This is a genomic window from Nitriliruptor alkaliphilus DSM 45188, assembly GCF_000969705.1.
Lineage (GTDB): Bacteria > Actinomycetota > Nitriliruptoria > Nitriliruptorales > Nitriliruptoraceae > Nitriliruptor > Nitriliruptor alkaliphilus.
In genome coordinates, this window is record NZ_KQ033901.1 from 1,384,413 (window position 1) to 1,403,934 (window position 19,522).

16 protein-coding genes are annotated in these 19,522 nt (G+C 72.4%); 14 read left to right on the forward strand and 2 right to left on the reverse strand.

The annotated features are described in order from the left end of the window. The first annotated feature begins 14 nt into the window (after positions 1-14). The 12 genes from NITAL_RS06510 to NITAL_RS06570 all read left to right on the forward strand — a co-directional run bounded on the left by NITAL_RS06510 (position 15) and on the right by NITAL_RS06570 (position 16,759). Positions 15-1,676, forward strand: a complete 1,662-nt coding sequence (locus NITAL_RS06510) for an FAD-dependent oxidoreductase (protein ID WP_052665301.1) — start codon at positions 15-17, stop codon at positions 1,674-1,676. Beyond that, on the forward strand, positions 1,676-3,103 hold the full coding sequence (locus NITAL_RS06515; protein ID WP_052665302.1) for a sensor histidine kinase: 1,428 nt from the start codon (positions 1,676-1,678) through the stop codon (positions 3,101-3,103). Before NITAL_RS06510 ends, NITAL_RS06515 begins: the two co-directional genes overlap by 1 nt. Next, the gene (locus NITAL_RS06520) at positions 3,100-3,372 is read left to right on the forward strand and encodes a UBP-type zinc finger domain-containing protein (protein ID WP_052665303.1); all 273 of its coding nucleotides are present in this window, start codon (positions 3,100-3,102) and stop codon (positions 3,370-3,372) included. The genes NITAL_RS06515 and NITAL_RS06520 overlap by 4 nt, the downstream gene beginning before the upstream one ends. A 100-nt stretch (positions 3,373-3,472) precedes the next feature. Continuing rightward, positions 3,473-6,412, forward strand: coding sequence for a HEAT repeat domain-containing protein (locus NITAL_RS06525; RefSeq protein WP_169786757.1), 2,940 nt, complete (start codon positions 3,473-3,475; stop codon positions 6,410-6,412). A gap of 779 nt (positions 6,413-7,191) precedes the next feature. Further along, positions 7,192-7,782, forward strand: coding sequence for a (2Fe-2S)-binding protein (locus tag NITAL_RS06535; protein ID WP_052665306.1), 591 nt, complete (start codon positions 7,192-7,194; stop codon positions 7,780-7,782). Then, positions 7,779-10,166, forward strand: a complete 2,388-nt coding sequence (locus NITAL_RS06540) for a xanthine dehydrogenase family protein molybdopterin-binding subunit (protein WP_052665307.1) — start codon at positions 7,779-7,781, stop codon at positions 10,164-10,166. The genes NITAL_RS06535 and NITAL_RS06540 overlap by 4 nt, the downstream gene beginning before the upstream one ends. Continuing rightward, positions 10,163-11,011, forward strand: coding sequence for an FAD binding domain-containing protein (locus tag NITAL_RS06545; RefSeq protein WP_052665308.1), 849 nt, complete (start codon positions 10,163-10,165; stop codon positions 11,009-11,011). The genes NITAL_RS06540 and NITAL_RS06545 overlap by 4 nt, the downstream gene beginning before the upstream one ends. Beyond that, complete coding sequence (locus NITAL_RS26300; RefSeq protein WP_157041665.1) at positions 11,008-11,976, forward strand: AAA family ATPase; 969 nt, start codon at positions 11,008-11,010, stop codon at positions 11,974-11,976. Before NITAL_RS06545 ends, NITAL_RS26300 begins: the two co-directional genes overlap by 4 nt. Next, entirely contained in the window at positions 11,969-13,189 is a 1,221-nt protein-coding gene (locus tag NITAL_RS06555) for a vWA domain-containing protein (protein WP_211262244.1), read from the forward strand. Before NITAL_RS26300 ends, NITAL_RS06555 begins: the two co-directional genes overlap by 8 nt. Then, a complete protein-coding gene (locus NITAL_RS06560; RefSeq protein WP_052665310.1) occupies positions 13,182-14,285 on the forward strand; it encodes an XdhC family protein in 1,104 nt (367 codons plus the stop codon). The genes NITAL_RS06555 and NITAL_RS06560 overlap by 8 nt, the downstream gene beginning before the upstream one ends. A 286-nt stretch (positions 14,286-14,571) precedes the next feature. Continuing rightward, on the forward strand, positions 14,572-15,888 hold the full coding sequence (locus NITAL_RS06565; RefSeq protein WP_052665311.1) for a hypothetical protein: 1,317 nt from the start codon (positions 14,572-14,574) through the stop codon (positions 15,886-15,888). Positions 15,889-16,054: 166 nt separating this feature from the next. After that, positions 16,055-16,759: an SRPBCC family protein gene (locus NITAL_RS06570; RefSeq protein WP_052665312.1), complete on the forward strand. Its 705-nt coding sequence runs from the start codon at positions 16,055-16,057 to the stop codon at positions 16,757-16,759. Positions 16,760-16,796: 37 nt separating this feature from the next. Here NITAL_RS06570 and NITAL_RS27065 read toward each other — a convergent pair whose 3' ends face one another. Continuing rightward, the gene (locus NITAL_RS27065) at positions 16,797-17,312 is read right to left on the reverse strand and encodes a MogA/MoaB family molybdenum cofactor biosynthesis protein (protein WP_052665313.1); all 516 of its coding nucleotides are present in this window, start codon (positions 17,310-17,312) and stop codon (positions 16,797-16,799) included. A 57-nt stretch (positions 17,313-17,369) separates the two neighbouring features. Here NITAL_RS27065 and NITAL_RS26305 point away from each other — a divergent pair, with 57 nt between their 5' ends. Together NITAL_RS26305 and NITAL_RS06585 are read left to right on the forward strand one after the other, a co-directional pair. After that, on the forward strand, positions 17,370-17,936 hold the full coding sequence (locus NITAL_RS26305; RefSeq protein WP_052665314.1) for a nucleotidyltransferase family protein: 567 nt from the start codon (positions 17,370-17,372) through the stop codon (positions 17,934-17,936). 33 nt (positions 17,937-17,969) lie between these two features. Further along, positions 17,970-18,866, forward strand: a complete 897-nt coding sequence (locus tag NITAL_RS06585; RefSeq protein WP_052665315.1) for a phosphoribosylaminoimidazolesuccinocarboxamide synthase — start codon at positions 17,970-17,972, stop codon at positions 18,864-18,866. Positions 18,867-18,911: 45 nt separating this feature from the next. On the opposite strand, the gene NITAL_RS06590 is transcribed toward NITAL_RS06585, so the two are convergent. Then, positions 18,912-19,472: a CGNR zinc finger domain-containing protein gene (locus NITAL_RS06590; RefSeq protein ID WP_052665316.1), complete on the reverse strand. Its 561-nt coding sequence runs from the start codon at positions 19,470-19,472 to the stop codon at positions 18,912-18,914. Between the last annotated feature and the right edge of the window lie 50 nt (positions 19,473-19,522).

The following is a 19,522-nucleotide window of genomic DNA, read 5'->3' on the forward strand; positions in this document are numbered from 1 at the left end:
GAGAGGAGCGAGCGATGGACAAGCCGGTGCTGCTGGCCGTCGACGACGACCGGCAGGTGCTGGCAGCGGTGCGACGAGACCTCCAGACACGCTACGCCCGCGACTACCGCGTGGTGGCCACTGACGGTGGCCCTGCCGCACTGGAGGCGACGCGGGAGCTGCACCGGCGCGGCGACGAGATCGCGCTGTTCCTCGTCGACCAGCGGATGCCGGAGCTGACCGGGACCGAGTTCCTCCTCGCCGCTCGGGAGCACTACCCCGACGCCCGCAAGGTGCTGCTGACCGCGTACGCGGACACCGAAGCGGCGATCCAGAGCATCAACGAGGTCGGGCTGGACCACTACCTGATGAAGCCGTGGGATCCGCCCGAGGAGACCCTCTACCCGGTCCTCGACGACCTGCTCGGCGACTGGGCGGCCTCGCGGCCCGCGCCGTTCGACGGGATCCGTGTCGTCGGTGCGCGGTGGGATGCCACGACCCACGACGTCAAGGACTTCCTCGTCAGGAACCAGATCCCGTACCGCTTCCTGGATATCGAACGCGACCCGGAGGCCGCCACGCTGCTGGACGCCGGCGGCGACTCCGAGCCGCTGCTGCCGGCGGTCTTCTTCCCGGACGGTGCCGTCGTGAGCCGGCCGGGCACCACCGAGCTGGCGGGTCGGCTCGGGCTGCAGGTCGAGGCCAGCGCCCCCTTCTACGACCTCGTGATCATCGGCGCCGGACCTGCCGGCCTGGCCGGTGCGGTCTACGGGGCCTCGGAGGGGCTCCGCGTGGCCGTGCTCGAACGGCACGCTCCCGGGGGGCAGGCGGGCACGAGCTCACGCATCGAGAACTACCTCGGGTTCCCGAACGGGATCAGCGGCGCCGACCTCGCACGGCGGGCGAACGCGCAGGCGAAGCGGTTGGGGGCCGAGGTGCTGTCACCGGTCGAGGTCACCTCCGTGCGGGTCGAGGGGCCCGCCCGGGTGGCGACGCTCTCGGACGGCCGGGAGCTGTCGTCGCACGCGGTGTTGGTCGCCTCGGGGATGAAGGTGCGCCGGCTCGGTGCCCCTGGCATCGAGCGGCTGACGGGCGCGGGCGTGTACTACGGCGCGACGTTGGCCGACGCGGCCAGCTTCCGTGGTGAGCGGGTGTTCATCGTCGGCGGCGCCAACTCCGCCGGACAAGCGGCGATGATGTTCTCACGCACCGCGGAGCAGGTGACGCTGCTCGTGCGCGGTGCCTCCATCGATCACAGCATGTCGCGGTACCTCGTCGACCAGATCGAGGCCACCGAGAACATCCGTGTGCTGACGACCACCCAGGTCCGGGAGGTGCGCGGTGCCACCCACCTCGAGGAGCTCGTGCTCGAGAGCCGCGGTTCGGACGAACCGGTCACGGAGAAGGCCGCCGGGCTGTTCATCTTCGTCGGCGCGGAGCCCTACACCGACTTCCTCCAGGGTGTCGTGGCCTTGAACTTCCGCGGCTTCGTCCGCACTGGGCCCGACCTCGTCGGTCCCGGCGGCGAGCCCTCCAACTGGCCGCTGGAGCGCGATCCGTACCTGCTCGAGACCAGCGCGCCGGGGATCTTCGCGGCCGGTGACGTGTGCGAGGGAACGGTGCAGCGGGTGGCGTCCGCTGTGGGCCAGGGCTCGATGTGCATCTCGCTGGTCCACCGCTACCTGGCGACGGTGTGATGGAGCCGTACGAGCGGCTGAAGCAGGTCGACCTGTTCACCGACCTGTCCGACGACGACCTGCGCCGCATCTGCAAGGGCGTCCTCGAGGTCAACCTCGAGTCGGGGGAGGTGCTGTTCGAGGAGGGTGATCCGGGCGACCAGGCCTACGTCGTCCTCGCCGGCACGGTCGACATCGTCAAGGCGACCGAGGGGCGTGAGGCCCTCGTGGCCGTCCGTGAACCGGGCAGCGTCATCGGCGAGATGGCGCTGCTCCAGGAAGCGCCGCGCATCGCGACCGTGCGAGCGCGGACGGACGCGCAGTTGCTGGTCATCTCCAAGGCCACGCTCGACGAGCTGCTGGAGTCCAGTCCCTCGGCCGCCCGTGCGATGTTCCGGAGCCTGCTGGCTCGGATGCGCGAGACGTCGGACCGGCTCCGCCACAGCGAACGCATGGCGCAGCTCGGCACGCTGACGGCCGGGGTGGCGCACGAGCTGAACAACCCGGCCGCAGCGGCGACCCGAGCGGCGCAGCGGCTGCGCGAGGAGCTCGAGACCTACACGGCGCTGGCCGCCCAGCCACCGGAGGACGGGGGCGTGGCACGGCGCGGTGCCCTCGCGTTGGCCGTCGACCGGGTCGCCGCCGGCGACGAGCTGGACGCGCTCGCACGGAGCGGCGCCGAGATGGCCGTCGAGGCGTGGCTGGACGAGCGCGGCGTCGAGGAACCGTGGCTGCTGGCACCGGAGCTGGTCGGGGCGGGCATCGACGCTGGCCTGCTCGATCAGCTGGGGCCCGAGGTCACCGGCCCGGCGCTGGCCGACGCCGCCCGCTTCCTGGTCGCCTCGAGTGTGATCCGTGGGCTCGTCGCCGACATCGCTGCCAGCACGGCACGCCTCTCGGAGATCGTCCGGTCCCTCAAGAGCTACGCCTACCTCGACCGCGCCCCGGCACAGGACGTCGACCTCGTCCAGGGGCTCGAGGACACGCTGCTCATGCTCGCCCACAAGACCAAGCACGTCAGGATCCAGCGCGAGTTCGACCCGGACCTGCCGACCATCGCCGCGTACGGCAGTGAGCTCAACCAGGTCTGGACCAACCTCATCGACAACGCCTGCGACGCCCTCGCCGAGGTCACCGACCGGACCCCGACCCTGACGTTGCGGGCCTTTCCGGCAGGCGCGGACGTGATCGTCGAGATCGAGGACAACGGCCCTGGCATCCCGCCCGACCTGCAACCGCGGATCTTCGACGCGTTCGTCACGACCAAGCCGCCGGGGCAGGGGACCGGTCTCGGGTTGCAGATCAGCTACCGCATCGTCGCCCTCGAGCACCGCGGCGAGCTGATGGTCGACTCCGAGCCGGGCCGAACCACCTTCCGCGTGGTGTTGCCGGCACGACTCCACGAGCCGGCGGGTTCGACCCCGGCCAACGAAGGAGGAGCACCATGACCAGCGCGCCGTGTGAGCACCTGGCGACGGTCCCCGACGAGCCGAAACCGGAGGGCGGCTGCGAGCAGTGTCTCGCGGTGGGTGACACCTGGGTGCACCTCCGGTTCTGCGTGACCTGCCGGCAGGTCGGCTGCTGCGACGACTCCAAGAACCGCCACGCGCGACGGCACGCGGAAGCCATGGGTCACCCCGTGATCCGGACCAAGGAGCCCGGCGAGGACTGGGCCTGGTGCATCCCGGACGACGTCGGCATGAACCTGGGCCGATGACCTCCGTGACCGCCGACGCGGCGGCCGAGATCGCGCGCGTCCGGTGGCGGTGACGGGGGCACGCCCGGTAGGTCGCCGGAGCGTCGCGGCGCTGTTCCGGGTGCGCGACGGCGAGCAACGTCTGGTCGGGTGGGCGGCCCTCCTGTTCGCGGTGACGCAGGCCGGTCACGGGCTCGGGGCCAACACGGCCGACACGCTGTTCTTCCTCCGGTTCGGGGTCGAGTTCCTGCCGGTGATGATCCTCGTCTCCGGACCGGTCGTGATGCTGGCCACGCTCGTCCACTCGGCGGGGCTCGGACGCGTCGGCGTGTCGCGGTGGCTCGTCGTGGTCCTGTGGGCCCTCGCGGGGTGGGTCGTGCTGGAACGGATCGGTGTGGCCGTGGGGCTGCCGGGCATCTATGCGGTCGTGTGGCTCGGCGGACAGGTCGCGATCCTCGTGTCCTTCACCGTGATGTGGAACGCCGCCGCCGAGGTGTGCACGACCCGGCAGGCCAAGCGCCTGTTCCCGCTGTTCGCGTCGGCCGGCATCGGCGGCGGCATCGTCGGCAACGCGCTGACCGGGCCGCTCGCCGCCCTGCTCGGGACGGAGAACCTGCTGCTCGTGCACGCCGCCCTCCTGGCCGGCGGCGCCGTGGTGATGGACCGCCTCGTCCGGTGCTTCGTCACACCCGCATCCGACAACGACGCGACGGGGTCCGGACTGGCTGACCTGCGCGCCGGCCTGGCGGTCACCCTCAGGACGCCACTCTTACGCCTGGCGGCCGGCGTTGCGGTCGCCTTCTCGGTGCTGTTCTTCCTCGTGGTCTTCCCGTTCGCCGAGGTCGTCACCGCCTCCTTCGACAGCGAGGCCGAGGTCGCTGGCTACCTCGGGCTGTTCTCCGCCATCGCGACCGCTCTGACGTTCGTCGTGTCGCTGTTCGGCGCCAACCGGTTGTTCGCGCGTATCGGCGTGGTCGCCACGCTCCTGGTCGTCCCGATCGTCTACGCCGCCGGATTCGGGCTGTGGATCGTGGCGTTCGGCCTCGTCACGGCGACGCTGGTGCGCGGTGCCCAGTGGGTCGCCCTCAACGGCCTCGGTGCGACCGCGTGGAGTTCGCTGTTCAACGTCCTCCCCACCCGACGGCGAGGTCAGGTGCTGGCGTCCATCGCCGGCGTGCCGACCCAGCTCGGCACGACGATCGCGGGGGTGTTGCTCATCGTCGGGTCGCGGCTGCCACCGGAGCAGCAGGCGGTGATCGGTCTGGGTGTGGCGCTCGTGGCCGTGGTGCTCGTCGCACGCATGCGGCGGGCGTACGCCGGTGCACTGGTGGACGCCGTCCGGCAGGGGCTCGTGGAGGTGTTCTCGGCGCCCACCCCGGGCATCCAGAAGCCGACCCTGGACGCTGACGCCCACGCCGCGCTGCTGCGGGCGCTGGAGGATCCCGATCCCCGCTCCCGCGCCGTCGCGGCATCCATGCTGGGACGGCTCGAACCGAGCAGCTCGGCCGACGGGGTGGCGCGGGCACTGCGAGATGGTGACGCCCGCGTGCGTGTGGCGGCGCTCGACGGGCTGGCCGACGACCCGGCGTCGATCGAGATGGCGCAGAGCATGCTGGGCGACGAGTCGTCGGAGATCCGCCGCCGTGCGATCGCCGTCCTCGAGCGGCACGCCGGCGACCTCGGACCGCTGGCCGACCGGGCGCTGACCGATCCTGACCCGACGGTTCGCGCGGGCGCCGCGTCGCTGGTCGATGCGGCGGTCGCCGGTCCGGTCATCGCGGCGATGCTCCGCTCGGACGATCCACGCCGGATCGCCGCGGCGCTGCCCGTCGCCGCGCGTTGCCGCATCCCGGTCCGTGGTGCCGACCCCGAGTCCTTCGCCGACCATCCCGATCGTCGGGTGCGGTTGGCGGCCGCCCAGGCGTCGGCCGGCCGCGCCGACCGGGTCGACACGCTCCGGCGTCTCCTCGACGACCCGTCGGTCCGCGTCCGCACCGCCGCGGCCGACGCCCTCGCAGCACATGCCGAGGCCGTCCCGACGCTGCTGGAGGTGCTGGACACCGGGTCGGTGCGGGCCTGCGATGCCGCGCTGCGTGCGCTGGTTGGTGCCGGCATCGAGCTCGACGGCCTGCGCAGCTGGGTCGCCACCGAGATCGATCGGGCGGCGTTCCTTCGGCGGCACGCGATCACCCTGCAGGCGGCAGCCTCCGGATCCACTCACGGCTACCTGGCGCGCCTGCTGCGTGCACGGCAGGAACGTCTGCAGCGGTGGGCCTTGCTGGCGCTGGACTCCCCCGCGATCCGAGGCGCCATGCCGGTGGTGCGGCGTGGGATCTGGTCGTCCGATCCGGAGACACGGGCACAGGCGCTCGAGGCGCTGGACTCGCTCACCGACCGGTCGTTGGCGCGCAGCCTCATCCCGCTCCTGGAGGACGACGTCCGGGTCGACCACCACGACATCCGGTCTACGCTGCGGGAGCTGTCCGAGGACCTCGACGCGTGGATCCGGGCGCTGGCGCTCCGGAGCCTCGCCGAGGACCTGACCGCCGACCTCGAGCAGCTGCAGCGGGCGGCGGGCACCGATCCGTGCGATCTGGTGCGGTCGGCCGTGGCGCGCTGGAGGCCGACGCAGATGGACGAGATCCGCATCCTCGACATCGTCGACCGGGTCGTCGCGCTGCAGCAGGTGCCGATGTTCGCCGAGATCGATGCCGAGGACCTCGAACGCGTCGCGTCGGTGACGACCGAGCGGCGCTACGAGCCGGACGAGCCGATCTTCCGCTACGGGACCGTCGGCGACGAGATGCTGGTGGTCATCACCGGCGAGGTCGACGTGCATCGGTCGGACGGCGCGGTGATCCGTTCCTACGGCGCCGGGCAGCACGTCGGCGAGCTGGCGCTGCTCAGTGGGCGACCACGAGCCGCGGACGTCATCGCGGGCCCCGACGGCGTGCACGGGCTGCTGCTCGGTGCCGTGGAGCTCGAGGCCATCCTCGAGGAACGCCCCGAGGTGGCGATAGCGATGCTCGCCACCCTCGCGGAGCGCCTCGCGACGATGTGAAGACTGCGACGTCGACCCGATCAACGGCACCGACTGCGGTCGCCCCGTTCGCGCGGTGGGTGAGGGTCGACACGCTCGGTACGAGCACCTCTCGGACCTCGATCGCTCGGTTGCCGTCCCGGTGGCTGCATCCGGGCGGGCAGCGTCGGGTTGCGTCGACGGTCGGCCCTCGGTTGCCGTCCCGGTGGCTGCATCCGGGTGCGCGGTGTGGTGGGCGTCACGCACCGCGCACGAGATGTGTGGTGAGCGCGCGCTTCGCGCGGTTCTCCCGGCGGTGCGTCGCCAGCGGTCCTACCTTCACGGACGCGTCGCCGCCTCGGGAGCGGAGGCGACGCGGTAGGACCCCGCTCGGTCGGCGGCTCGGGAGCGCCGCCGACGAGTGGGGCGCAGTGGGAGCCGACGGTCGACAGCCCCCGCCCGGCGCGCCGGGACGGACGTGGCCGACCGCCACCGGTCCCGTCCGCGACCGCCTCCACGGAGGCGGTCGCGGCGTGCCTCCGCCACGGAGCGGACCGTGGCCTGGATGGATGGGTCGACGCCGACGTCACGTTCGGCGCACCGCTGCTCCGCGGGGCGCACGTGCCGTCCAGGTTGTCGCGTTCCCCGTCGCGCGGACGACGCCACGGACCTACGGTCGAGCCACGGTCACGCCCGGGAGAGGTGGTGATCGTCGGTGGGGCCGAGCGTCCGCGGATGCTCGCCCGACGGCAAGGGAGGGCAGCGCAGAGGGTGACCTGACGGCGCGGTCGTCGAGGCACCCGGGAGCCTGGGAGGGACCTGTGACACGCATCTCGATCACCGTCGATGGTGACACCTACGAGCACGACGTCGAACCACGAACCCTGCTGGTGCACCACCTCAGGGAGTCGTGCGACAGGACCGGCACCAACGTCGGGTGCGACACCTCGAACTGCGGTGCCTGCACGGTCCACATGGGCGGTACGTCGGTCAAGAGCTGCACGATCCTGGCGGTCCAGGCCGATGGTGAGGACATCCGCACCATCCAGGGCATGGCCACACCGGTCCCCGGCGGCAACGAGACCGAGGGCTGGCACCCGCTGCAGAAGGCCTTCCACGTCGAACACGGGCTGCAGTGCGGCTTCTGTACCCCCGGGATGATCATGGCGTCGGCGGCGCTCCTGGAGGAGAACCCCGACCCCAGCGAGGATCAGATCCGCCAGGGCCTCGAGGGCAACCTCTGCCGGTGCACCGGGTACGTCAACATCGTGCGGTCCGTCCAGCGCGCCGCTGCCGAGCTGCGCGGTGAGCCGATGCAGGACAGCCCCGAGGAGGGCTCGATCGGGCAGGCCGACGGGGTGTTGGATCCCGCGTCCGCCGATGCGCTCGAGCAGATGGAGGTGGCGCCGTGACCGCCCTCGACTCGCCCCCCGCCACCGCCAACGTCGGCCGCACGCGCCTGCGCAAGGAGGACGCGCGCCTCGTCACCGGCCGCACGATGTGGACCGACAACTTCCAGCTCAACGGGATGCTGCACGTGGCGATGGTGCGCAGCCCGATGGCGCACGCGAGGGTCACGAAGGTCGACGTGTCGGCCGCGCTCGAGCAGCCGGGTGTCGTCGCTGCCTTCAGTGGCGCCGACCTGCAGAGCCACTGGGAGGGCGGCCTGCCGTGCGCCTGGCCCGTGACCGACGACATGGCATCGCCGGTCCACCTGCCGCTCGCGACCGACGAGGTCCGTTACGTCGGTGACGGGGTCGCGGTCGTGGTCGCACGGTCGCGTGCCCAGGCGGTCGACGCGGTCGAGTTCGTCGACGTCGAGTACGACCCGCTCCCCGTGGTCACCGACATGGAGGAGGCACTGGCCGACGGCGCGCCGCTGGCCGACACCTCGCTGTCGAGCAACAAGAGCTACACCTGGCAGAAGATCGACGGCGAGATCGACGCCGCCTTCGACGGTGCCGACCGCATCGTCACCCGACGGTTCATCCAGCAGCGGCTCATCCCGCTCGCCATCGAGCCGCGCTCGGTGGTGTGCGCCCCACCCCGGGAATCGCGCGAGTACACCCTCTACTCGGCGACCCAGGTGCCGCACGTCCTGCGGCTGATGCTGGCCCTGACCTGCGGTGTGCCCGAGCACGAGCTGCGCGTGGTCGCCCCCGACGTCGGCGGCGGTTTCGGCAGCAAACTCAACGTCTACGCCGAGGAGGCGCTCTGCCTCGTGCTGGCCCGCCAGCTCGGCGCACCGGTCAAGTGGACCGAGACCCGGTCCGAGGGGTTCCAGGCCACGATCCACGGTCGCGACCAGATCCAGGACATGTCCCTCGCGTTGGACGCGGACGGTCGGATCCGCGGCCTGAAGGTCGAACTGCACGCCGACATGGGCGCCTACCTGCAGCTGGTCACGCCGGGCGTGCCGCTCCTCGGGGCGTTCATGTACAACGCCATCTACAAGATGGACGCGCTGTCGTTCACCTGCCACGGCGTCTTCACCAACAAGACCCCGACCGACGCCTACCGCGGCGCCGGTCGTCCCGAGGCGACCTACGCGATCGAGCGCCTCATCGACGAGGCCGCCGTCGAGCTCGGCATGGAGCCCTTCGAGCTCCGCGAACGCAACTGGATCAAGCACGAGGAGTTCCCCTTCACGACGATCGCGGGGATCACCTACGACTCGGGCAACTACGAGGCGGCGACCGCCAGAGCCAAGGAGCTGTTCGACTACGACGGCCTCCGTGCCGAGCAGGCACGGCGCCGCGAGTCGGACGACACCGTCCAGCTCGGCATCGGGATCTCGACCTTCACCGAGATGTGCGGGTTGGCGCCCTCGCGCGTCCTCGGCTCGCTGTCCTACGGGGCCGGTGGGTGGGAGCACGCCTCGGTCAGGATGCTGCCGACGGGCAAGGTCGAGGTCATCACCGGCACCTCGCCGCACGGGCAGGGGCACGTGACGGCCTGGTCGCAGATCGCTGCGGACCAGCTCGGGGTGCCCTACGAGGACGTCGAGGTGCGGCACGGCGACACCGCCATCGCGCACAAGGGGATGGACACCTACGGGTCGCGGTCCCTGGTGGTCGGCGGGTACGCGGTCGTGTCGGCCTGCGACAAGGTCGTGGCCAAGGCGCGGAAGGTCGCGGCGCACCTGCTCGAAGCCGCCGAGGACGACCTCGAGTTCGACGCCGGCACGTTCAGCGTGCGGGGCTCACCGGATGCGAGCACGACCATCCAGGACGTCGCCCTCGCGGTGTTCGCCGCCCACGACTACCCCGAGGACATGGAGCCGTCCATCGACTCCGACGCGACCGTTGACCCCGAGAACTTCTCCTACCCGCACGGTACGCACCTGTGCGCCGTCGAGGTCGACACCGAGACCGGGCACGTGGAGCTGCGCAGCTACGTCGCCGTCGACGACGTCGGCAAGGTCATCAACCCGCAGATCGTCGAGGGGCAGGTCCACGGCGGCCTGGCGCAGGGCATCGCGCAGGCGCTGTTCGAGGAGGCCATCTACGACACGCAGGGCAACCTCACGACCGGCTCGATCGTCGACTACTACGCGCCGTCGGCGGCCGACCTGCCGACGTTCGTGACCGACCGGACCGAGACACCGGCCACCTCCAACCCCCTGGGGGTCAAGGGCGTCGGTGAGGCCGGGGCGATCGCGTCGACGCCGGCGGTCATCAACGCGGTGGTCGACGCCCTCAGACCGATGGGGGTCAACGACGTGCGGATGCCGGCGTCACCTCGCAACGTCTGGGAAGCCATGGAGACCGCGCGATCCGCAGGAGGTGCCCAGTGATCCCCGCGACCTTCGACTACGTCCGAGCCGGGTCGATCGACGAGGCGGTCGCCGCCCTCGTCGAGCACGGCGACGAGGCCAAGCTGCTGGCCGGCGGGCACAGCCTGCTGCCGCTGATGAAGCTGCGGCTCGCGGCGCCCGAGGTCATCGTCGACCTGGGCCGCGTCGATGAGCTCCGTGGCATCTGCGAGGCCGATGGTCACATCGCCATCGGCGCGATGACCACCCACGACGCGGTCACCAAGGACCCGCTGGTGCAGCAGCACTGCGGGGTCCTCGCCGACGTGACGAAGACGGTCGGGGACGCCCAGGTCCGCCACCGCGGCACCATCGGCGGTGCCATCGCCCACGGCGACGCGGCGAGCGACCTGCCGTCGCTCCTGCTGGCGCTCGATGGGACGGTCGTCGTCCAGGGCCCCGACGGGCGCCGCAACATCCGAGCAGCGGACCTGTTCGTCGACTACCTCGAGACCTCGATCGGTGAGGACGAGGTGGTGGTCGAGGTCCGGGTCCCGAAGCTCGTCGGTGACTGGGGTTGGCGCTACGAGAAGTTCGGTCGCGTCGCCCAGGCGTGGGCCATCGTCGGCTCGTGCGCCCTGGTCAAGCGCTCGGACGGGACCATCGAGGACGCGCGCATCGGGTTGACCCACATGGGAACGACCCCGCTGCGAGCCACCGCGACGGAGGCGGCGCTCCGCGGGGCATCGACCGACGCGATCGCCGACGCCGCCGACCAGGCCGCCGAGGGCACCTCGCCACCGAGCGACCTCAACGCGACTCCGGCGTTCCGCGGGCACCTCGCGCGGGTGCTGACGCGACGTGCCCTGACCGCCGCGGCCGGGTGAGCCCGGCTGCGGCCGACGGTGTGGGCGGCGGGCAGGTCCCCGCCGCTCCACCCCTGCTACCCCCGGGCGTCACCGACCCGGCGGAGCTCGGCGCCCTGCTCGCGGAGGCCGGCTACCTCGCCGACGAGGGCCTCGCGACCGCCGCCTACCTCACCCTCGCGTTGCGGCGGCCGCTGCTGCTCGAGGGGGATGCGGGCGTCGGCAAGACCGCCGTGGCGCACGCGTTGGCGCAGGTCCTCGGCGCGCCGTTGATCCGGTTGCAGTGCTACGAGGGGCTCGACGCGTCCCAGGCGCTGTACGACTGGAACTTCCCCCGGCAGATCCTCCACCTGCGGACCGCCGAGGCGACCGGCCGCGCCGAGGCCTCGCCCGAGGCGGCCGCGGCGCTCGAGGACGAGCTCTACGACCGGCGTTTCCTGGTCGCGCGCCCGATCCTGCAGGCGCTCGAGACCTCACCGTCGGTGCTGCTGATCGACGAGGTCGACCGCGCCGACGACGAGTTCGAGGCGCTGCTGCTCGAGGTGCTGTCCGACGTGACGGTCACGGTGCCCGAGCTCGGGACCATCCGAGCCGCGCAGCCGCCGGTGGTGGTGCTGACCAGCAACCGCACCCGCGAGGTCCACGACGCGCTGAAGCGCCGCTGCTACTACCACTGGGTCGAGCACCCGAGCTTCGAGCGCGAGGTCGCCATCGTGCGGACCCGCCTGCCGGACGTCGGGGAGCGGCTCGCCCGCGAGGTCACCTCGGCCGTCCACGTCCTGCGTGACCAGGACCTGCTCAAGCCCCCCGGCGTGGCCGAGACTCTGGACTGGACCCAGGCCCTCGTCGCTCTCGGCGCCGACCACCTCGACGCCGACCGGGCCGCCGCCACCCTGGGATCGGTGCTCAAGTTCCGCGAGGACGTCGAACGCATCCGCGCCATCGACGTCGGTCAGCTCGTGGTCCGGGCGGCGACCGGTGGGTGACCGCCCCGTCCGCGCAGCCGGTGACCTCGCGCCGGACCTGACGGCGTCCGCCGTGGGACTGGCGCGCACGCTGCGTGCGGCCGGCGTCGATGCCTCGCCGGAACGGGTCCACGCGTTCCTCACGGCGCTCGGGATGCTCGGGGCCGAGGACCGGCAGGCGGTCTACTGGGCTGGCCGGGTGACGATGTGCGCCGGACCCGATGACGTCGAACGCTACGACCGGGTCTTCGCCGCGTTCTTCGACGGCGAGTCCGTGACCGGTCGGGCCGTCGTCCGACGCCGGGTGAACCTCGGGCCGCAGGCCCTCGGCGACGCGGTCGGGGGCACTGGAGACGACGAGGTCCCCACCGTGGATGCCCAGGCGGTCACCCGACGCGCGTCCCGACAGGAGCTGTTGCGCCACCGCGACGTCAGTGACCTCGACGACCGGGAGCGCACCGAGTTGCACCGGCTGCTGGCCGCGTTCGCGATGCCCGGCGAGCAGCGGCGGACCCGTCGTCAGGGACCGGCTGTCCGAGGAGGAGTGGACCGCCGTCGCAGCGTCCGGGCGCTGCTGCGGGCCGGGGGCGAGATCGGCCGACTGCACCGGCAGGCCCCGCAGCAGCGGCCCCGTCGCGTCGTGCTCCTCGTCGACGTCAGTGGTTCCATGGCCGGCTACGCCGACGTGCTGCTGCGCTTCGCCCACGTGGCCGCCCGTCGACACACGGGACACGTGGAGGTGTTCACCCTCGGCACCCGCCTGACCCGCGTCACCGAGCCGATGAGCCACCGCGACCCCGACACCGCGATGCGCGCGGTGTCGGCAGCCATCCCGGACTGGGCTGGGGGGACGCGGCTCGGCGAGGGGCTGCGCGCCTTCCTCGACACCTGGGGGCAGCGGGGGACGGCCCGTGGAGCTGTGGTCGTCATCCTGTCCGACGGGTGGGAGACCGGTGACGTGGCTGTCCTCGGCGAGCAGGTCGCTCGGTTGTCGCGTCTGTCGCACCGGCTCATCTGGGCGAACCCGCGGGCGGGGCGTGAGGGTTTCGCGCCGACGGCGGGCGGGATGGCCGCGGCGCTGCCGCACTGCGACGACCTGGTCGAGGGGCACTCGATGGCCGCGCTGGAACAGCTGGCGCGGGTGGTCGCCGGCGCTCAGGCGGCCGACCGGCAGCGTGGCGTCCCCGGGCGGCGTACTGTCGTGGCCGGATCAGGAGGGTGGACAGGTGCGTGAGGAGCTCGGGACCCTCCGAAGCTGGCAGCGTGACGGGGTCCGTTTCGCGCTCGCGACGGTGGTGGCCACGTCACAGAGCGCACCGCGGCCGGCGGGCGCGGTGCTCGCGGTGCACCCGGACGGCGAGGTGCTCGGCAGCGTGTCCGGCGGTTGCGTCGAGGGTGCCGTCGTCGAGGTGGCGACCGAGGTGCTCGAGACCGGCGTGCCCCAGCGTGTCCGCTACGGCATCTCGGACGACGAGGCGTTCGCGGTGGGACTCACCTGCGGGGGCACCATCGAGGTGTTCGTCCGGACGGTCGCGCCAGGCGATCTCGACCTCGATGCGCTGGCCTTGGACCTGGAGGCCGACGCGCCCGTCGCCGTCGCCGTCGTCGTCGACGGTGAGCGTGCCGGCGCGACCGTGGCGATCCGGCCCGAGGGCGTGACCGGGTCGACGGGTGACGAGGGGCTCGATCACGCCGTCGTCGCGGACGCCCGCGGGATGCTCCAGCAGGGCGCGACGGGCTTGCGGCACTACGGCCCTCACGGCGAGCGCCGCATCGACGATGTCGGGGTGTTCGTCGCCGCCTTCGCGCCGCGCCCGCGCATGCTGGTCTTCGGTGCCATCGACTTCGCCGGAGCCGTGGCGTCCATCGGCCGCTTCCTCGGCTACCACGTCACCGTCTGTGACGCCCGGGCCCGGTTCGCAACGCAGGCGCGGTTCCCCGACGCCGACGAGGTCGTGGTGGCCTGGCCACACCGCTACCTGAGCGAGACCGACATCGATGCGCGCACCGTCATCTGCGTGCTGACCCACGATCCGAAGTTCGACGTGCCCGTCCTCGAGGGGGCGCTCCGGACCGACGCGGCCTACGTCGGGGTCATGGGCAGCCGTCGCACCCACGAGGATCGGCTCGCCCGGCTGCGCGAGGCAGGGGTCAGCGAGACGCAGCTGGAGCGGCTGCGGTCACCGATCGGGCTCGACCTCGGGGCGAGGACCCCGCAGGAGACCGCCGTGTCCATCGCGGCCGAGATCCTCCTGGAGCGCCACGGCGGTTCCGGTGCGCGGTTGACCGACACCGTCGGACCGATCCACCGCGAGCGCGAACCGGTCTGAGCCTCCGTCCCCGTCGTAGCTGAGCGTCACCTGAGCGCGACTGAGCGCGAGCTGGGAGGCTCCTGAGCGGGGGTCGACGGCGTTCTCTCTCACGGTCGAGGCGGTTCCCGTGGCCCCCTGGCCGGGCGGCGTGGTTCGCCGGACGAACGGCCATGACGGGCGCCTCGCGAACGCACGAGTTCCCCGTGGAGTTGCGCCCTTTCCGCCAGGGGAGGTGACCGACCCCCTGCTGACGGGGACCTTCACTCGCCGCTGCCGGACAGACCCCCGATCAAGGAGATCCGGTTTGCAGCGATCGAAGATGCTCCGTGCGGCTGGCCTCGGTGCCGCCGCCAGCCTGGTGTTCGCCTCCTCGGCGGCCATCGCGGACAACCACGAGCCCACCGAGGCCGAGGTCGTCGCCGAGGTCCCAGCGGAGGACGCCGAGGCTGAGGCGGACGTCGACGCCGACGCCGACGCCGACGTGAGCGACGACGAGGACGTCGAGACGGACGAGGACGTCGAGACCGACGAGGACGTCGAGACCGACGAGATCGACGAGGACGAGGAGGACGGCGAGTACCGCAACCACGGTCAGCGGGTGTCGGAGTTCGCTCGGACCACCGAGCTCGAGGGCCGCGAGAAGGGCCAGGCGATCGCCGAGCTCGCGCGCAGCAAGGGCGAGCAGGAGCCGGCCCCCGAGGAGGACGAGCAGACCGAGGAGGAGCTCGAGGAGACCGAGCCCGAGGAGCCCACGGACCCCGAGGAGCCGATCGACCCTGACGAGGGTGACGACAGCGACGACGCTGACGACGCCGAAGAGGGCGAAGACGCGGACGAGGGCGACGACAGCGAAGACGCGGACGACGCTGACGACGCTGAAGAGGGCGACGCCGGTGATGACGCGGACGACGCTGACGACGCTGAAGAGGGCGACGCCGGTGATGACGCGGACGACGCTGACGACGCTGAAGAGGGCGACGCCGGTGATGACGCGGACGACGCGGACGACGCTGACGACGCTGAAGAGGGCGACGACAGCGACGACGCTGACGACGCTGAAGAGGGCGACGCCGGTGATGACGCGGACGACGCTGACGACGCCGAAGAGGGCGACGCCGGAGACGCGGACGAGGTCGAGGACCCGATCACCGCGCTGCTGAGCCAGATCGTGGGCGTGCTCGAGGACATCGTCGCGCAGCTCGAGGCTGCCGACGAGGGTGATGACGCCGACGCCGGTGACGAGGCCGACGAGGCTGACGAGGCCGACGAGGCCGACGAGGCCGGCGAACACGGTGAGCGGGTGTCGGAGTTCGCTCGGACCACCGAGCTCGAGGGCCGCGAGAAGGGCCAGGCGATCGCCGAGCTCGCGCGCAGCAACGAGGACGCGGAGTCCGAGGAGCCTGCGGAGACCGAGGAGCCTGCGGAGACCGAGGAGCCTGCGGAGACCGAGCAGCCAGGTGACACCGACGACGGTGACGCCGACGACGGTGACACCCCGGACGACGCCGAGGCCGACGGTCAGGCCGAGGGCCAGGCCAACGGCGAGGCCAAGGCCGAGTCCAACGGCAACGGCCAGGGCAACGCTCAGGCCCAGGGCAAGGCTGCCGCTGGCGGTCGCTGAGCCACCGCGCACGAGACGGACGGGGAGCGCACCACGCGCTCCCCGTCCGCCGCTTCCGCACCCGACCCGCCCCGTCGATCCGGATCCGGCGTCGTGACCGGTGGCTGGTGGCTACGGTCGGTGCCGGTGGCGACACCGAGCACGGCCGGACGGAGCGGAGGCCAGGGTGGAGTTCGTCAACGAGTTCACGGTGCCGGTCGGGGTGGACCGCGCCTTCGAGATCCTCACCGACCTCGAGCGGGTCGCGCCGTGCCTGCCGGGAGCGGTCCTCGAGGAGGTCGACGGGGATGCCTACACCGGCAAGGTGAAGGTCAAGGTCGGGCCCATCAGCGTCACCTACCGGGGGACGGCCGAGGTGACCGAGAAGGACGCCGACACCAAGCACGCGGTCATCCACGCCACCGGTAGGGAGGCCCGTGGATCGGGGACCGCGGCCGCGGACGTCACCGCCGACCTGGTGGCGGCGGGGGAGGACACCACCGAGGTCACGGTGGTCACGGACCTGACCATCACCGGCAAGCCCGCCCAGTTCGGGCGCGGCGTCATGCAGGACGTGGGCACCAAGCTGATCGGCACCTTCGCGGACCGTCTGGCCGCGATGGTGGAGGGCGACGAGGACGGCGCGGGGCTGCCGGACGACGCCCTGCCGCCGCCGACCGCGGCGCCCACGGCGGACACCCCGCCGACCGCGCCGCCGGACGCACCCGTCGGCGGGACCGGACCGCGCCGCCTCGACCCACCGGCGCAGGAACCCGAGGCCCTCGACCTGATGGAGGTCGCCGGCGGTGCTATCACCAAGCGCCTGGTACCAGTCGCTGCGCTCGTCGCGCTGGTCGTCGCGCTGGTGTGGTGGCGTCGCCGCTCGCGTTGAGCCGACGGCTCGGAGGCTGCCCGAACTGCCCGTGCTCTCACGCGTCCAGGGAAGGGGTACCAGCCCGGTGCTCGGTGTCGCCTGCGAGCAGATCGGTCGCGTGGTGCAGCAGTCCGACGATCGCCGCCAGGGACTCGGTCGCGCCTCGGGGGCTGCCCGGGAGGTCCACGATGAGCGTGCTCCGACGGATGCCGCACACGCCGCGGGACAGGTCCGCCATCGGCGTCGAGGTACGCCCCGCGGCCCGCATCGCTTCGGCCAGGCCGGGCGCCTCGCGGTGGCAGACGTCGCGGGTCGCCTCCGGCGTCACGTCGCGCGGCCCGAACCCGGTCCCGCCGGTGACGCAGACCAGGGCGAGCCCGTCCTCGTCCGCCAGGGCGGCGAGGAGCGCGGCGATCCGTGCTCGGTCGTCGGGCACGACCTCGCGACGCTCGACGACCCACCCGTGTTCGACGAGCAGGTCGGCGACGGCCCGACCGGAGGCGTCCTCCCGGTGACCGGTGCTGACTCCGTCGCTGGCCGTGACGACGGCCGCCGTCCGACGTTCACCCACGCTGCCACCTCCCGCTCCGCCGTGGCGCCAGCGGAGCGTACGCAGCCCGTCGTCGCGGTGGTGCTCGCCGCGGGACAGGCGAGGCGCTTCGGGGCGACCAAGCAGCTCGCGGAGGTGGACGGCGAGGCGCTGGTCTCCCGGGTCGTGGCGGTGGCCCACCGCTCGTCGGCGATCGACGAGGTGCACCTGGTGGTCGGGCACGACGGGGCCGCCGTCGCCACAGCGGCCGGCTTGGCAGGACCCGTGACGGTGGTCTGGAACCACGAGCACACGGCGGGCCAGGCCACCTCGCTGCGTGCCGGCATCCGTTCGGCGCTGGGCAGCGACGCCCGCGTCGCGGTCGTCCTCCTCGCCGACGAACCCGACGTCCCACCGACCGCGGTGGACCGGGTCGCCCAGGCCGTGCTCGGCGGCGCGTCCGCCGCTCGAGCCCGGTACGACGACGCACCGGGCCACCCGGTGGCCTTCGGACGCGAGACGTTCGACCGGCTCCTGTCGGTCGAGGGGGACCGTGGGGCACGGGCACTGCTCGCGGAGCTCGGCGTCGTCGAGGTCCCGGTGGCGGGGCCGCGGCCCCGCGACGTCGACACCCCGGACGACCTCGCGCGGCGCGGGCGACGCTAGGTTCACGCGCCACACGCCCCTGCGAGGAGAGCCGTGACCGACACCGACATCCGTGGGCTGAAGCACCTGCGATCGGGCAAGGTCCGCGACCTCTACGAGGTCGACGACGACCACCTGCTGCTGGTGGCCTCCGACCGGGTGTCGACCTACGACGTGGTCCACCCGACCCCCGTGCCGGACAAGGGACGGGTGCTGACCGCCGTGTCACGGTTCTGGTTCGACCGCCTCGAGGTTCCCCACCACCTGGTCTCGACCGACCTTGGCGACCTGCCGGTCGAGCTGGACGCGGACGACGCCGAACGGCTCGCTGGCCGGTCCATGCTGTGCCGCAAGGTCGACATCATCCCCTTCGAGTGCGTCGTGCGCGGCTACCTCGTGGGCTCGGGGTGGCAGGAGTACCAGCGCGACGGCACGGTCTGCGGCATCGCCCTGCCGGCCGGGTTGGTCGAGGCCGACCGCCTGCCCGAGCCGATCTTCACCCCTGCCACGAAGGCCGAGCAGGGCGAGCACGACGAGAACGTCAGCTTCGAGGTCGTGGCGGCGGCGCTGGGTGACGACGTCGCGGACGACCTGCGGGAGCGGTCGCTGGCGCTCTACGCCGAGGCTGCGGCCCACGCCACCGAGCGCGGCATCATCCTGGCCGACACCAAGTTCGAGTTCGGGCTGCGCGACGGGCAGGTGCTACTGGCCGATGAGGTGCTGACGCCGGACTCCTCGCGGTACTGGCCGGCCGACGAGTGGGCCCCGGGCGCGACGCCGCCGAGCTTCGACAAGCAGTTCGTCCGGGACTTCGCGACCTCGACCGGGTGGGACAAGACCCCACCGGCACCGGCGTTGCCCGACGACGTCGTCACCGCGACGCGTGCGCGCTACATCGAGGCCTACGAGCGCCTGACCGGGCGCCGGTTCACCGACTGGCTCGGCCGCTGACGACGCGCTGACCGCGGCGCTGACGGGGACGTTGGCCCCACCCGGTCAGCTGGTGCGATCGGCCTGGCGCTGCCGGTAGGCGGCGGCGTGCATCCGGTTCGCGCACGTGGCGTCGCAGAACCGCCGGGACCGGTTGCGGGACAGGTCGGCGAGCACGTCGTGGCAGTCGTCGGCCTCGCACAGCTTGAGGCGGTCGAGGTCACCGGATCGGATCAGGTCGGCGAGGCCCATGGCGGCCTCGGTGCCGATGCGGTCCACCAGCGGTGCGTCGGGGGTGGTCAGGTGCAGGTGCCAGTCCCAGTCGTCATGTCGCACCACCTGGGGGAGCGCCTGGGCTTCGGTGAACAGCTCGTTGACCACGGTGACCACGGCGTCGACGTCGGTGGGCTCCTGGGCGGCCTCCCACGCCGCCCGGAGTCGGGGACGTAGGGCGCGGACCGCGTCGAGCTCCTCCAGCGTGCCGTCCCGTGCGCCGCTGAAGCGCTGCTCGTCGAGGAAACGAGCCAGCGCCGGCGGGTCGGACAGCAGGTCGCCGCTGGCGCGATCGGTGTTGACGAACGCCGCGGCCGCTGTCAGCGCCGCCTCGGTGTCATGAGCGAAAGGCATGTTGACTCCTGACGGCCGGAGCGCGTAGGGTAAGGACCGTACCTGCCTTT